The sequence below is a fragment of the Neobacillus sp. B24 genome (assembly GCF_055381825.1).
In genome coordinates, this window is the sequence record NZ_AP035777.1 from 3,779,413 (window position 1) to 3,794,421 (window position 15,009).

General features: G+C 39.7%; 16 protein-coding genes. 4 read left to right on the top strand and 12 right to left on the bottom strand.

The window, feature by feature from the left end; translation table 11 throughout:
• Nucleotides 1-22: 22 nt before the first annotated feature.
• The 3 genes from mntR to ACZ43M_RS18625 form a co-directional block, all read right to left on the bottom strand.
• Nucleotides 23-445 (bottom strand): transcriptional regulator MntR, encoded by a 423-nt coding sequence (gene mntR, locus ACZ43M_RS18615; RefSeq protein ID WP_464504015.1) that lies wholly within the window; start codon nucleotides 443-445, stop codon nucleotides 23-25.
• Nucleotides 446-535: 90 nt separating this feature from the next.
• Nucleotides 536-2,704, bottom strand: a complete 2,169-nt coding sequence (locus ACZ43M_RS18620; protein ID WP_464504016.1) for a DNA topoisomerase III — start codon at nucleotides 2,702-2,704, stop codon at nucleotides 536-538.
• Nucleotides 2,705-2,855: 151 nt separating this feature from the next.
• Nucleotides 2,856-3,119, bottom strand: a complete 264-nt coding sequence (locus tag ACZ43M_RS18625; protein ID WP_464504017.1) for a hypothetical protein — start codon at nucleotides 3,117-3,119, stop codon at nucleotides 2,856-2,858.
• A 265-nt stretch (nucleotides 3,120-3,384) separates the two neighbouring features.
• Here ACZ43M_RS18625 and cspD point away from each other — a divergent pair, with 265 nt between their 5' ends.
• Nucleotides 3,385-3,585, top strand: coding sequence for a cold-shock protein CspD (cspD, locus tag ACZ43M_RS18630; protein ID WP_464504018.1), 201 nt, complete (start codon nucleotides 3,385-3,387; stop codon nucleotides 3,583-3,585).
• Nucleotides 3,586-3,632: 47 nt separating this feature from the next.
• Here the strand turns inward: cspD and ACZ43M_RS18635 are convergent, their stop codons facing one another.
• Both ACZ43M_RS18635 and ACZ43M_RS18640 read right to left on the bottom strand, forming a co-directional pair.
• Nucleotides 3,633-3,956, bottom strand: coding sequence for a zinc-finger domain-containing protein (locus ACZ43M_RS18635; protein ID WP_464504019.1), 324 nt, complete (start codon nucleotides 3,954-3,956; stop codon nucleotides 3,633-3,635).
• The gene (locus ACZ43M_RS18640; protein WP_464504020.1) at nucleotides 3,841-4,497 is read right to left on the bottom strand and encodes a reverse transcriptase-like protein; all 657 of its coding nucleotides are present in this window, start codon (nucleotides 4,495-4,497) and stop codon (nucleotides 3,841-3,843) included. The genes ACZ43M_RS18635 and ACZ43M_RS18640 overlap by 116 nt, the downstream gene beginning before the upstream one ends.
• 181 nt (nucleotides 4,498-4,678) lie before the next feature.
• On the opposite strand from ACZ43M_RS18640, the gene ACZ43M_RS18645 reads away from it, so the two are divergent.
• On the top strand, nucleotides 4,679-5,602 hold the full coding sequence (locus ACZ43M_RS18645) for a DMT family transporter (protein ID WP_464504021.1): 924 nt from the start codon (nucleotides 4,679-4,681) through the stop codon (nucleotides 5,600-5,602).
• A 32-nt stretch (nucleotides 5,603-5,634) separates the two neighbouring features.
• Here the strand turns inward: ACZ43M_RS18645 and ACZ43M_RS18650 are convergent, their stop codons facing one another.
• Together ACZ43M_RS18650 and ACZ43M_RS18655 are read right to left on the bottom strand one after the other, a co-directional pair.
• Nucleotides 5,635-5,904 carry a DUF6123 family protein gene (locus tag ACZ43M_RS18650; protein ID WP_464508059.1) on the bottom strand — a complete coding sequence of 90 codons (270 nt, stop codon included), beginning with the start codon at nucleotides 5,902-5,904 and terminating at the stop codon, nucleotides 5,635-5,637.
• Between the two features lie 41 nt (nucleotides 5,905-5,945).
• Nucleotides 5,946-6,437, bottom strand: a complete 492-nt coding sequence (locus ACZ43M_RS18655) for a divergent PAP2 family protein (RefSeq protein WP_464504022.1) — start codon at nucleotides 6,435-6,437, stop codon at nucleotides 5,946-5,948.
• Nucleotides 6,438-6,519: 82 nt separating this feature from the next.
• Here ACZ43M_RS18655 and sspL point away from each other — a divergent pair, with 82 nt between their 5' ends.
• Nucleotides 6,520-6,666, top strand: a complete 147-nt coding sequence (gene sspL, locus ACZ43M_RS18660; RefSeq protein ID WP_464504023.1) for a small, acid-soluble spore protein L — start codon at nucleotides 6,520-6,522, stop codon at nucleotides 6,664-6,666.
• Between the two features lie 38 nt (nucleotides 6,667-6,704).
• Here sspL and ACZ43M_RS18665 read toward each other — a convergent pair whose 3' ends face one another.
• From ACZ43M_RS18665 to ACZ43M_RS18685, 5 genes are all read right to left on the bottom strand, one after another.
• Nucleotides 6,705-7,598: a 5'-3' exonuclease gene (locus tag ACZ43M_RS18665; RefSeq protein WP_464504024.1), complete on the bottom strand. Its 894-nt coding sequence runs from the start codon at nucleotides 7,596-7,598 to the stop codon at nucleotides 6,705-6,707.
• A gap of 70 nt (nucleotides 7,599-7,668) precedes the next feature.
• Complete coding sequence (locus tag ACZ43M_RS18670; RefSeq protein WP_464504025.1) at nucleotides 7,669-8,496, bottom strand: sulfurtransferase; 828 nt, start codon at nucleotides 8,494-8,496, stop codon at nucleotides 7,669-7,671.
• Nucleotides 8,497-8,520: 24 nt separating this feature from the next.
• The gene (locus ACZ43M_RS18675) at nucleotides 8,521-12,192 is read right to left on the bottom strand and encodes a dynamin family protein (RefSeq protein ID WP_464504026.1); all 3,672 of its coding nucleotides are present in this window, start codon (nucleotides 12,190-12,192) and stop codon (nucleotides 8,521-8,523) included.
• A gap of 303 nt (nucleotides 12,193-12,495) precedes the next feature.
• Nucleotides 12,496-13,065 carry an isoprenylcysteine carboxyl methyltransferase family protein gene (locus ACZ43M_RS18680; RefSeq protein ID WP_464504027.1) on the bottom strand — a complete coding sequence of 190 codons (570 nt, stop codon included), beginning with the start codon at nucleotides 13,063-13,065 and terminating at the stop codon, nucleotides 12,496-12,498.
• Nucleotides 13,062-14,153, bottom strand: a complete 1,092-nt coding sequence (locus tag ACZ43M_RS18685; protein WP_464504028.1) for a type III polyketide synthase — start codon at nucleotides 14,151-14,153, stop codon at nucleotides 13,062-13,064. Before ACZ43M_RS18685 ends, ACZ43M_RS18680 begins: the two co-directional genes overlap by 4 nt.
• Nucleotides 14,154-14,838: 685 nt before the next feature.
• Between ACZ43M_RS18685 and ACZ43M_RS18690 the strand changes: the two genes are divergently transcribed.
• Nucleotides 14,839-14,988 (top strand): cytochrome c oxidase subunit 2A, encoded by a 150-nt coding sequence (locus ACZ43M_RS18690; RefSeq protein WP_464504029.1) that lies wholly within the window; start codon nucleotides 14,839-14,841, stop codon nucleotides 14,986-14,988.
• Nucleotides 14,989-15,009: the final 21 nt, after the last annotated feature.

Here is a 15,009-nt window from a genome sequence, read left to right on the forward strand (position 1 = left end):
CAGAGTTTCAGGTGCTTTTCATTTATTCATTCTCGTTTCGTCTCTGTATTTCTTTAAGAAAATCTATTCTGGTTTCGTCTTCTTCAAAAAATTGAACTAGATCACCGATTCTGTCAATTGAATCCCAGCTTAAATGATGCTCAATTCCTTCGACATCATTATAAATGTTTTCATCCTTGACGCCGATGATTTTCAGAAATTGTTCGAGCAAGTCATGTCTGAAAACAAGTCGTTTGCCAATCTTTTTCCCTTTTGCAGTTAACACAAGTCCGCGATATTTTTCGTAGACCAAATATTCGTCTTTATCAAGCTTTTGAACCATTTTTGTAACTGAGGAGGGATGAACGGATAGCGCCTCGGCAATATCGGAAACCCGTGCGTATCCTTTATCTTCAATCAATATATAAATTTGTTCAATATAATCTTCCATACTAGGTGTTGGCATCCCATACCCTCCAAAAGTCTATCTTCATTAAAAAGTTTACTATAGAAAAAAAAGAGTGACAAGGCACTTTATCACTTTCAATTTATTTCGTCAGTTTACCGGTTCTCTTTCAAATGAAAATTTCAGGCTGTGGTCCCTCTCATCCAAATAAAGCCTGGCATTAAACGTTTTGTCTTTATTAGTAAAGCCTTCAATGAGCTCTGTTTTCCCGTCGGAAAGCAGCAGTTTAATATTTTTCTGGGTGATTGTTTTTCCCAGAATTTTTTTCGAAATCGTAAAATGGCAGTGATTACTTTTGTAATTGGTGCAGCCGTAAAAATTGCCTTTGTCCACAATTTGACCATCACATTTTTTGCATGATCCAAGTTTGGCTGGTGCCCGTTTCTGGCCCCGTTTTTTTCCGGGAGTGAAATTCTCGCTGACTTCCTTGGAAAAAACCCAGGCAGCGGACTGACCGACACTAGTTGCTATTATATGGTGAACCATCTTTTTCGTTTGTTCCATAAACTGTTTCGGTGACGCTTGGCCCTCGGATATTTCTTTAAGCTTTTGCTCCCATTTTGCGGTCATTTCAGGAGAAGCGAGGATTTCTTTACCAATTGCCTCAATCAGAATTTTGGCCTTGGCCGTGGCATAAACCAAATTTTTCTTCACCTCGATATAGGCTCGGTCTTTCAGCATCGTGATAATTCCAGCCCGCGTTGCCTCGGTGCCCAATCCCTCCGTTTTCGCAAGAACTTTTTCCAGTTCTTTATCCTCAATATGCTTTCCGGCCGTTCTCATTAAGGTAATCAACTGACCTTCTGTATAACGCTTCGGCGGCTGTGTCTGGCTTTCCTTTACCTCCACTTTTGTCGTTTTTCCTTGCTCACCTTTTGTAAGTGGCGGCAGCGACGGGTCATTTTCCTGATCTTTTTGATTAATGACTTTTCTCCAGCCTTCTTCAATTTGCACTTTTCCTTTTGAGATAAACTTCGCCCGCCCATCCACTAAAGTGATGACTGTTGTATACTCAAACACCGCTTTGTCATAATGGGCTGCCAAAAGACTTTTCACGATTAAATCATATAATTTCCGTTCATCGGCACTCAGTCGCTCCACGTTCGGAACTTGTTCTGTCGGGATAATCGCATAGTGGTCGGTAACCTTTTTCTCATTGACATATCTTTTATTTTCCGCAATTGACGCAATCGGTAATGGAAAATACCCGCCATAGTCATCGATATGACTCAATTTAGTAAGAATTTCAGGGAAATTTCCTGCTTCTTCTTTTGTTACATAGCGGGAATCAGAACGAGGATAGGAGACGTAGCCTTTTTGATATAGCTGTTGCAGCACATCCAATGTCTTTTTTGGAGAAAATTTAAAACGCTTATTGGCATCGGCTTGCAAGGCAGATAAATTATACAATAACGGCGGCAGGAATTCCTTTCGTTCACAATCGACATCGCCAACTTCAGTGTCTTTTTCGCGGCAAAAGACAGCCACCTTCTCCGCCATTTCTTTTGTATTAACCCTTGTTTCCCCTTCGTTTTGCCATTTCCCGTTATATTTTTTACCATTAATGTTAAAATGGGCGATAACCTCCCAAAACGGTTCGGATATAAAGTTTTCGATCTCCAGTTCACGTTTAACAATTAACGCCAAGGTCGGGGTCTGTACCCGGCCGACTGAAAAAACATCGGAAAAACCTTGTTTTTGCAGAAGCAGGCTGTACAGCCTTGACGCATTCATCCCGACAACCCAGTCAGCGCATGCACGAGTATAGGCCTCAAAATATAGGTTGCGTGTCTCCGCTTCATCCAGCACCCTCTTGAAGCCTTCTCTGATAGAATTCGGGGTTAATGATGAGATCCATAACCTTTTCATCGGCTTGCGGCAATTCGTCAGCCTTAAAATGTTCCGAACGATGAGTTCCCCTTCTCTCCCGGCATCACCTGCATGTATTATTTCTGTCACTTGCGGGTCAGAGACCAATTTTCTTATGACCGAGAATTGCTTAGCCTTGTCTTTTGTCACTTCGTATTCAAAATGCTCCGGAATCATCGGTAAATTGGTTAATGACCATTTTTTCCAATCCGGCTGGTATTTTTCCGGCTGTACCAATTGGCAAATGTGTCCGATGGCCCAAGTGACATAGGCGCCATTTTGAAATAATTCATTTGGAAAAACTTCAATAAACCCATTTTGTCGTTTATGTTTAAAAACAGACGCCAATGTTGAACCCTGATCCGGTTTTTCTGCAATAATCAGTTTCATTAAAGCATCTCCCTTTTCATATTACATCCCAGTATTCATTTTACCTATTTCATTCATTCTCGTATAGTTAGAAACGATTAGCAAAAAAAAAATCCCTCCAGCCCGATAATCGACCGAAAGGATTAATAAACTTTAATTTCTAAAAAAGTTATCAAGAGTTATGATTATACCAATTTTCCTCCGGAACAATATTCGATACAGTCAGGATAAGGGATGGAATTCTTTCTACATCAAAAACAATCGCCCCAATTTTCCTAGTAAACATAATAAAGGCGCTGCCATGGGGGAATTTGACCAGATCTTCTCCAATATGCAGCAATGAAAGTAAAATGGCCTGTTTTTCTGTGTCCTCAATAGATAACTTGGGAGAGAATCTTAATATCCATTCCCCGCCCTCGATCGAAAATCGAAACAAGCAGCCCCACCTCAACATGTAAAGGATATTTAATTAAACATATGAAGGAAGGGAGGTTTTATGTTGGATTAATTAAGAAAAAATCACATTAAAAAAGCGGAGAAAAAAGCTTTACAGCCTTTCTTGACTGTCCAATATCATTATTGTATATTTAAAGCATCATGTAATCGAATACAAAAGCATACGCTAAAGCATTTATTACATGATAATATTTATCTTTGGCACCAACTACAGGTGTTCTGAAAGGCTTAGGAGGCAGAAGTACATGCAAAATGGTAAAGTAAAATGGTTTAACAATGAAAAAGGCTTTGGTTTCATTGAAGTTGAAGGCGGAGACGATGTATTCGTACACTTCAGCGCAATCCAAGGTGACGGCTACAAAGCATTAGAAGAAGGTCAAGAAGTTTCTTTCGAAATCGTTGAAGGCAACCGTGGACCTCAAGCTGCAAACGTAGTTAAGCTTTAATCCTAAATATAAAAAAACCAGGGCTGACAATTGTCAGCCTTTTTCACTTATTGAAGCTTCTCTCCAAAATTACGCAGTTTTTCACCAACTGTGCATTGTGTAATACAAAATCGGTGTGCCGCTCTTCGACCCTTATCCCTTTTCAATTGCTGATGAACAAAGCAGCCTTCACAGTATTCCTTCATCATATTTTCGACCTGCGTAAAAAGTTCTTTTCTTGCCGTACGCTTTTCCAGATATAGTGCACCCCGTTCCTCATAGAATAATCGTTTTGGCGAAAATCTCCTTTCCCTCAAGTGCCTGGGTCGCCAGTTTATCCGCTTCTTTATTGTCCTTACGAGGAATGACGGTGTATTTTGGATGAAGGTCAAGAGCTTTCATCTTTTCCTCAATTCTGTCAAGCCAGCGATTCAATACATCTTCATAACACGGCCATTCACCTTCGAGTTGCTTTAACACAACCTGAGAATCACCCTTAAATTCACATGACAAATGACGGACACCCATATCCTCTAATAGATTTAACGCATAGTAAAATGCCGCATACTCAGCCTCATTGTTTGTTTCCAGTTCATCAAATTGCTCGTTGGCACGCAGCCGGTATTTCTTTTTGCCCTGATTGAAAAAGATAACGGCCCCGAGACCCGCCAGATTTCTTTCCTTTTGAAAGCCGCCATCAAAATAAACAATGATATCGTGAGGATCTTCCTCGATTTCGGTTAACAGCTTTTTCATTTCCTTTAATATCCAAGATGTCCCTTTTTCATCGTAGAAATACAAATCACTTGCTTTACCTGAAGATTCTAGCTCATCCCCCATGACAACAGCTGTTTCACCAGTCACCCAATCGGAGGAACATGGTACTCTTTCATTATTTTTTAATTTATGCTTCCATTCCAATCTATATTTCATTGTTACTCAGCCTTTCAGAAAATTTCATGATAGATAATAATATTATTCCCTAGATATACATATTCCTTTTATGATATCCAATTTTGTATGTGAAAATTTTTTCATGCACTAAAACGTTAATATGTGATAAACTTTCAATTATATGTGTACAACATTTTGAAGTCGGGGGCTTAAACAGACCATGAAAAAACCGTTAACTGCGGATATCAGCTTACTTTTTGTTACATTAATTTGGGGAATCACGTTTGTCTTGGTTCAAAATGCCATTGATTTTTTGGCGCCGTTTGCATTTAACGGAGTCCGCTTTTCAATTGCAGCCTTGTTACTGCTCTTCTGTTTACTTATTATCGATAAAAAACAATTAACTCAACTAAATGGGAAAATTATTGCAGCCGGGGTTCTGATCGGTTTTTGGTTGTTTCTAGGTTATGTAACACAGACGATCGGCCTTTTATATACCACTACTTCAAAGGCAGGATTTATCACTGGGCTTAGTGTGGTTCTAGTCCCGTTATTTTCGATGATATTATTAAAACAGTTTCCCACTAAAAACGCCGTGTTTGGAGTAATAACCGCGACAGTCGGTTTATTTTTTCTGACAATGACCGATGTAACAGGGTTAAATATTGGAGATGGGTTTGTCTTCATTTGTGCAATAAGTTTTGCACTACAAATTATCTTTACAGGTAAATACTCTAACAGGTATCCTACCCTGTTATTAACAGTCATTCAGATAGCAACAGTCGCTATACTTTCCACACTATCATCATTTGTATTTGAAGATTGGAAAGACTCCTTTCGGGCTGAAAATTTATTATCCCAAGATGTAATAGTTGCCCTGGTGATTACGAGCGTATTTGCAACGGCGATTGCTTTTTTCATTCAGACCAATTTCCAAAAATATACATCAGCCACCAGAGTGGCACTTATTTTCGCCATGGAACCAGTTTTTGCAGCGATTACTGGCTACTTTTGGGCTGGAGAACGTCTGTCATACACTGCCTTTATTGGCTGTGCGTTAATTTTTATGGGAATGATACTTGCTGAATTACCTACAAAGAAACTTCTTTTTTTTAGAAAAGAAAAAGGAATCGAGTTAGAATAAACCCCCTAAGTGTTAGGGGGTTTTTACATTGTTTAAATAGCGAGCAATTGATGTTCTTTTACAAATTCAATGGCATCTTTTCTAGTTTTGAGTTGATGCTTGGTAAATGTCTCCAGCAACGAAACATAAAAGCTGCCGTCAAAGCTTTTCTGTGCCTTTAAGGTCAGCTCAATGGCTGTTTTAATCAGTTCATCGTCAGCACTTGTATAGTGTTTCCCGAAGTAAATAAACCCGATTGCATCCTCTTGAAATAAGAAACCTTTCGCTCTTAAGTGATGCAGATAATCCTCTAACGTTCGCACTAAATCAACCAACCCTCTCCAAACTTTCTTTAAACATCCCTCTAAAAGCTTAACTTAAATTTCGACAATTTTCTATCTTTTTTTGTGCAGAGATGACCGATTACACCAATGGCAACCCCAAGGATTGCACCGCCAATGACTTCTTCAGGTTTATGTCCAAGCATTTCCTTTAGCTTCTTTGGTGATTTTTCTTTGAATTCCAATGATTCTTCTTTATGCACTTTTTCCATAAGCTCATTCATTGAGTTTACCTTTAACGTCAATTCTCCAGTCTGTCTTCTCACACCTTGGGCATCGTACATTACGATTAATCCGTAAACGAGTGACAACGCAAAGTCAATTGTTGGCAGTCCCCGTCTTAAGGCAATATATGTTGTTAACGTCGACACTCCAGCTGAATGGGAACTAGGCATTCCGCCCGTTCCAAAGAAAAGGTCCGGACGCCATTCCCTTTTCTTTACGTAATGAATCGGAATCTTCAATCCCTGTGCCAATCCAATACTTAAAAGCGCTAAATAGACACCTTTGTTCATGACATCACCTCTATCTTTATTGTTCAAAAGTTCGTGTTTTATTATGCGGACAGGAAATACTACCATAGGGGAGGTGAGCACAATGAGTAATAAAGGCAGTGGAGCTAATAGTCGCGGTACAAAAGCGCCGGGTGTTAACCCGCAAGGTTACGGACAGGATGCTGAATTTGCAGAAGAGCCAAAAAGCAAACTGGAGAATCGGGCAAAAAAATCAAATACAAAAATTTAGTAATGAAAAAGGGGTGCCTCAGATGAGACAACCCTTTTCTATGAAATGAATGCTTCTTCCAGGGGCAATAGCCGTTGAATCCCTCGAAGTTCCAGCTCCTGAAGTTTGTTCAATGCTTTTTCTTTTTCAATTCTTAATCCTGCTTCTTCCATGGTGCATTTGACCGGAACATCACATTTTATTTCAGCAAGCTTACGGGATAAATGAAGCATGTCCAAATCCTGTTGTATTTTTGTTTTATGAGATTTTGATAACTGATCAAGATTGGAAATAATCCCTTCAACATGCTCGTATTGCTGGAGCAGCTTAAGTGCTGTTTTTTCACCAATTCCTTTGACGCCGGGATAATTATCACTACTGTCTCCCATAAGCGCCTTTAAATCAATCATCTGCCGCGGGGAAATTCCTTTTTCCTCGAAAAATGTTTCCGGTGTATGCACTAGATAATTTCCATAGCCCTTCTTAAGCAGTATAACCGAAATACTATCATCAAGAAGCTGGAGGATATCCTGATCCCCCGTTAAAATAGATACGTTAGCAAGCTCCTTTGCCTGATTGGCAATCGTACCGATACAATCATCCGCTTCATAACCTGCCATGCCAATATTGGGAATATCAAATGAAGCAACCACTTCTTTTACCAGATCAAATTGTGGAATTAACTCAACCGGCGCCTCGCCGCGATTCCCTTTATAATCTGGGAACAGCTCAGTACGGAACGTTTTGCTGCCCATATCCCAACAAACGGCAAGGTGTGTTGGATTAAAGGTTGAAACAGCTGTAAACATATGTTTAATAAAACCGTGGATTCCGTTAGTAGGAACCCCTTTTGAATTTATCATAAACTGCCCGCTAACCGCGGTTGCATAAAAAGCTCGGAATAACAGAGCCATACCATCAACCAGCATTAATGAAGGTCGTTGGTTTGTCATGTATGGAACCCTCCTAAAAAGTGTTTTTTAACAACACGATTCCCATTATACCATAAGTAGGACCCATAACTTAATTTACTTTATTTTCAGGATACGAAATCCAGTCGCTAAAACTACCTGGATAAAGCTTTACATTCTTAAACCCTGCTTCCTTTAAAGCTAAAAAATTTGGGGTTGCTGTCACTCCAGAACCGCAATATACAATAATTTCATGTTCCGGATTGATATCTTTAAACCGTTCCTTTTGGGCTGAGATTGAGTTATATTCTCCCCCAGAAAGACCTAACATCCACGGCTTATTGATGGCACCAGGGATATGTCCCGCTTTTTTATCGATGGGTTCTTCCATACCGAGGTAACGCTTTTCTTCACGTGAATCAATTAAAACGATATCATCCCGATTACCTTGTGCAACCTGTTCCACTTCTTCTATTGAGGCAGAAACTTCAGGTTTAAGACATATGTTAAATTTAACTTTTTGATAGGATGGTAATTCGGTTGTAACCGGGAAACCAGCAGCAGCCCATTGGCTAAACCCGCCATTTAAAACAAATACCTGTTCATGCCCCAGATAATGAAGCAGCCACCAAAAACGGGCTGCATACGCACCTTCACCACCATCATAGGCAACAATTGTCTTGGTTTCATCGATACCTGCAGCTTCCAGCTTCGTAATAAATTCATCAAGAATTGGAAGAGGATGACGGCCGCCGTGCTCCTGGACCGGGCTCGACAAATCTTTTTCCAAATCAAAGAATATCGCCCCTGGCAAATGCCCTGTGTTATATTCTTTGCGGCCTTTTTCCGAGTCAGCCAAGGAAAAACGACAATCGACAATTTTAACGGAGGTATCATCCAAATGTGTCTTGAGCCAATGTTTATCTACTACATATTTCAAGAAAAACTCCCCCAAATCAGAAAATTAGTTTTCAAGCTGCTGTGAAATTTCCAGTAAACGTTCTAACGAAACGCCACCCTCCAAGGCCGCAATCAGACTTAAATAAAGATCGTCTGCCTCGCCCTTCATATACTCTACAAGCTGATTGAAATTTTTGTTCAACTGTTCGGCATAATGAAGCTTCAGCCTTTCACCTTCGATCTGCAAATAATTGTCTGCAGGAGTGGTTAATACACGGTGCAGTTCATCAATCATCAACTGTTTTTCATTCTTTTCAAAGAAAGCCTTTGGGTTTTTAAAATAGGTCTTCGCTTTTGCGAACAGTTGCTGTTCTAGTCCAATAAACGCTAATGGAAAATCAATTTCCCCGCTTGCTCCTTTTTCATATTTTGAAAATGACAAGTCTGGGTTCAATTCATTTAGTGTCCGAATTTGGGAAGCTTGAAAATCCGCCAAGACCTTTTCCATAAATCGGTCGATCCTTACTGTTGTGGCCCGCATTTCCTGAGCAAAATCAAAACCTAAACTTTCTAAAAACTCATCAAGGGCGGCCTGCAGGGCTTTCTTTAAATTTCGCCCATCATCCCGAAGTGTGGATGGATTAAATGCCTCCTTGAAGAAATCGTTAAATCGAAGAAACACTCTTTGTTTAATGTAAAAGATGAGTTCATCCGCTTCCTGAAATAGCCTTGTCTTAAGCGGCTCGGACGTTTGTTTTACAAATAGGTCTTGAACTAGTGCTTTTTGCCTTTCCAGTTCTAACCGCTTTTGCTCTTTGACACTTTTGTCTTCCTGCGAACTTTGAATCAGTTTTTTCACCAATAGCCGCACCCGTTCCAGTTCGGTTTGGGCCGATTCTATCGCCATTTCTGTTAGGTCTTTAGCAATAAAACGGTAAAAAGCTTGTTCAAATGTGCCAAGTCCAGAACCCTGACTTTCTAATTGGTTCATTTTTTCCTGTAAACCAAGCAAACTAGACAGTGGATATAAATGCGGATTGCGGATCCCATACTTTACAAGCTGCTCGGTAACATATTCCATAACTGAATGCTTTTCCGCTTCATCTTCAGCAAGATCAATCGCATTAATAATAAAGAACATCTTATCCATTTGAAATGATTCTTTCACCCTGCCAAGCTGAATTAAAAATTCTCGGTCAGCCTTGGAAAAGGCATGATTGTAATAGGTTACAAACAGGATGGCATCTGAGTTTTTAATATAATCAAAAGCAACACCAGTGTGACGGGCGTTAATTGAATCAGCCCCAGGAGTATCAACAAGAGTTATCCCTTTTCTAGTTAACTCACAATCATAATAAAGCTCGATCCATTCGACAAAACAGGACTTTTCTTCGTGGGCAACAAATTCATGAAACTCAGTTAAATCAGTTGCTTTTACCGTTCCAAGCTGATCCACAAACCTATTGCAGCCCTTACTAAATGCCTGTAAAAAAGCATAATGGGTTTTCTCCAAGACACCTTCCTGTCCTTGTTGCAGCATAATCTTGTCAATTTGCTTGGAAGCCTCTGCAAAGTCATTGGCATGCAGTTCAAAAACCCTGAGCGACCGATTGATATCGTCAAGCATTGCCTGTTTTTCTTTGAATTTAACAAGGACGGTTCCATGCTGATTTTCATCGGTGACCGGCTTTATTTTATTGATCGCTGCTGTGGTCGGATTTGGGGAGACCGGCAATACCTTCTCACCAATTAGGGCATTGGCGAAAGAAGATTTCCCGGCACTAAATGCACCAAACAACGCGACGGTAAAACCTTTGTTTTCCAGCCTTCCTGCCTTTTCAACCAACTCATGGCCTATCTTCTGGAAGCCGGGCAAATCCCTAAATAGTCTCGAAGTATGATGGAGCCTCTCTATCGTTCGCTTCAAGTGATCTCCAGTCCCATTAATAGAGTCTGTCACTTGGCCTTCCTGCACATAACTTGCCGCCTTGGTTACCTGCTCTTTATTACTATTAGTAGAAATATTAGTATCGGTGTCAGGCACTAACTCGGATTTTATTACATCAAACTCTTCCTCCTCCTGGGCAAACAGAGAATGATGTTGGTCCGTTAGACTTCCTTGTTGATTTAACAGTTCAGTAATCGCATTTTGTTTATCTGACATGACTTCTTTAAACTTTTGCACCTGGGCAAGCGCTGTTACATATCTGCCCAGTTTTTGGTATTCACTTTCATTCTGATGTGTCTGTTTGGTTGTTTGCTCCTTTAAGGCGTGCATGTATTTTGATTTAAATTCATTCAGTGAATTCCTTGCAATTTTCTTAATTTCATTAGCAACATCATCCGTATAATGAAGTAAATATTCTCCGGAAAGCAGAGCACCGGATTTCACTGCTTTTATAAGCACATCCTTGGATACAGATATAGAATAAGACTGGGCTGCTACAAGCAGTTCTCCTTGGTCTAGCTCGCGCTCCTTTAATGTGCGAAGCAGAAACTCGCGAACATGCCACTCGAGCTGGGACTTGGTTTTTTCAAGGATATCCTGATAAAAGTGTTCCAGTCTTGCATTCCTTTCCTCCACTGTCTTTTGCTTGGAGAATAGAAAGCCGACCTTAAATCCCGGCTGGCAGGATTCCAAATAACGTTCAGCTAATTCTCTTGTCCCGAAGGGCATTAAATAGGCATTCTTTAGCAATTGTGCCACTTCGTTATCAAAAGCTTTTTCCTGTTCTTCTGTTCCACCCTTTAGGGCCTGTATCTTATTGGTAATCCTCTGATAGGACTCAAGCAGAGTAGATTTCTCCGCTTCTGATATTTCATCAAGGATCTCAGTGGCTGGCATAAGCTGCTCCGCTTCCCACTTTTCAGCCTGGTTAAGATGGTCTTGCGTAAGTTTTTTTAGTGACTGATAGACTGACGGGATAATCAATTGGTCCTTTGCAGCCAATTTGTCAGCAATAAATCTTCTAAGCTCTTTATATTGATTATGAGGGTGATCTTCATGCTTCAAGGATGTATAAAAAATTCTTGCCGGTTTAACCCCCCACGACGCAAATGATTCCATAACGCTTCTTTGAAAGGCCAGAAAACTCAGCTCATCATCCTTATGTTTATCAATTTGGTTGATGACCAAATATACATCCTTACCCGCTTGAGTCAGCTCTTTTGTAAATAAAAAATTAAGCTCGGCTTGAACATGGTTATAATCCATTACATAAAAGATTAAATCGGCCAAATGAATTGCCGATTCAGTGGCAATTCGGTGGGCATCGTCAGCAGAATCAATCCCCGGTGTATCCATAATTACCGTATTGTGAGGCAAATGCGAGTCACTGTGACTAATTTCAATTTCCTGTATTTGGTCCCCATCTTTGCAATAATTTTTGACCAAATCATAATCGTAAGGGGCTAAATATAGCCGCGGCTTTTCGTTTTTGAAAAACACTTTGGCATAATCATCGCCAGTTTTGACTTTTACCAAGTTTGCGCTAGTTGGAATCGGACTTGACGGCAGTAATTTTTCCCCTATGACCTGATTAATCATTGTTGATTTCCCTGCAGAAAAATGTCCGCAAAAAGCGATTGCAAATTCACTGTTCTCCAGCTTTTTCGCCAGCTGTTTCAGTTTTTCGGCGTTTTGTTCATCCCCTTGGCCGATAAAATAGTTATATACTGAAACTATTTTTTGTTTTAAGGTTTGAATCGTCTCATGTTGATAAGCTGTTTGTACCATTTAAACAAATTCCCCTTAGCATCGTAATAATAGTTTTATTTTATACGATAATTCAAACTTTTCCTATCTTTACACTCTTTTAAATACAAAAAAGCCAGGGGGTTTATCCCTGGCTACAAATTATGATTAATGGGTAACATTTTTTAATACGTGCTTCATGACAAATGCATAAATGATAATTGTTCCGCCAACGAAGGCATATGCCATATGTAACACCATCCTTGTTGAGAATGATTTTCATCGTTAAGTGAATATTAACATAGGTGAGAATTATTTTCAATAAGATAATGGTAATTGACAAAATTATTTAACAATCTTTGGGATTAACCTTGGACAGTCCTGAAAGGCACCATTATATTCTGTAACACTTCCGAGCGCTTGTTCTTCCTTGGGAATGCGAACCGCTAACATAATAAGGTTTAAAACGGTAAAAAAAAGAGCCGTATAATACGCATTGTAAAGCAGAGGGATCACTACTATTTCTATAGAAACAACCAGATAGTTTGGATGCTTGATATATCGGTAAGGACCCTTGCGAACCACGGCAGCATTCGGCAGGACAATGATTTTAGTATTCCAATATCGCCCGAGTGATCCAATAACCCAAATTCTCAGAACCTGGGTTAAAACAAAACCAGTTAATAAGACAGGCCATATCGGTGACAACCCATGTTTAAAAACTAATACCTCAAGGACGAAACAAATCAAAAACAGCATATGTATTAGGACCATAAATCGATAGTGTATCGTGCCAAACTCAATTGCCCCCTGCCGCTTCATCCACGTTTCATTCTTTTTTGCAATCAACAGCTCAACCATTCGCTGACATAATACAAAACCAAACAAATATGAAAAAGAAAGAAAGTCGTTCATTCAAACCACCTCAACAGCAAAAGCTCCGAACTGAACCCCGGACCTAACGCCGTACAAAGCCCGTATGAACCACGGGGAATATCCAATTTCATCACACGCCTTAACACGTAAAGAATTGTCGCCGAAGACATATTGCCAAACTGTCTTAACACCTCCGAGGATGTTTCAGTCATGGCCTCAGGAAGGTCCATTACTTTCCGGTAGGCCTCTAATACTTTTTTTCCGCCGGGATGGGCAATTAAATAATCGACTTTCTCCAAATCAAGTCGCTTATGCTTTAAAAATGAAGTAATCACCGGCTTAAGCCAATTTTGGATAATTTGCGGAATGTCCCTGGAGAACACTACATATAACCCGTCATTTTTAACATCCCAGCCCATCACATCAAGTGAATCCGGCATGAGGGTCGAGTCGGTCGCAACGATTGATGGTGTAGTAGGTTTTCTGCGGTAGTCATCAATATTGCTTGAATCGCCACAGACTAATGCGCAGGCAACCCCGTCTGCAAACAAGGAAGTCCCAATTAAATTACTTTTTGAGGTGTCATTTCGTTGAAAAGTCAAACTGCATAGTTCAACAGATAGTACCAGCACCTTGGACTTCGGGAACGCCATACAATACTCTGCCGCTCTCGATAATCCGGCGGCACCTCCGGCACACCCCAGTCCCCAAATCGGTATTCGTTTCGTATGTTGATTAAACGGTAATTGATTCATGATTCTGGCTTCAATACTAGGTGTCGCAATTCCTGTTGAGGTAATAAAGAAGATGGCTTCGATTTCCTTGCAGGGAACCGTTTTTTTTAGAAAGTGACCATCTTGTAAGCATTTTGTAATGGCCTCCTTGCCAAGAGTTACAGCACTCTCAATAAAGGCATCATTTTTTTCTTCAAAGGTATGTTCAACCTGGTACCAATCAATTTCTTTTACAAAATGCCTCTTTTCAATTTGACCGTTAGGAAAAGCCTGTAATAACCGATCAATATCTTTAAAAGATTCGGCAAACAGGTTTCTGGCAAATTCACATACCTGATCCTGTTTGATTTCATATGGTGGAAGTACCTCTGCTACGGAAATAATTGAAGGCATTGTCATTCTCCTAATACATAAGGTACTGGTATTTTTTCCAACACACGGATAAATATCCCAATATATTCAAACAAAAAAAAGCTCCCCCAGTCTGGAGAAGCCAACGTTTTGAAGGTTGTTGTTGCTGTGCTTTTTTATTATATCTCGAAAATGAAATCCCTTCATTACGTAAACATTTCCAATTTTAGACGAAGTCTAAATTGTAATGTGGTCATTTTTCAGACTGCTTTTGAACCTCTATTTGAATTTTATTGCCTGCCAGGCTGCCGCATACTTTACAAATCTCTTTCTTGTTATATATTAGACGGCATTGTTCACAATAATATTTCTCCATTTATTCCACCGCTTCCAGCCAAAATAGAATATTTGGTTTATCATATTTCTGTTTTTTTCAAATGGTGACGAAACGAGCGGGCGATGGCTGGTATTATTTCAGTTTGTGAAAGAATTATCAATTACATAAATCACACGGTACATGTGATTGTTCACACTTTATTCACAATTAACGGGATGCATTTGTGATTTAAATCACTGTTACATCAAGTTTTTAACATTAACATAGTAGATACCTAAGGAATGAACATTTTGTGAACTCCTAAATTTCATATTTTTAATTCACAATTGTTTTGTATTATGAAAGAGAACTTATTTAATTTCTTCTAAATTTTGAAAGGGGTGTAAGGGGATGGTGAAGGCGGAACTAAAGACAAAACAACAAACACAGGTCGAAGACAGTTCCTCATTAAAGGGGACATTGGCATCTGTTTTCTTTCTAGGACTTTTTATTATCGTTTCATGGGTAAGTGTCTTCTATCTATTTGTAGATCGTTTTTAATTTTTGAAGGGGGAAAACATT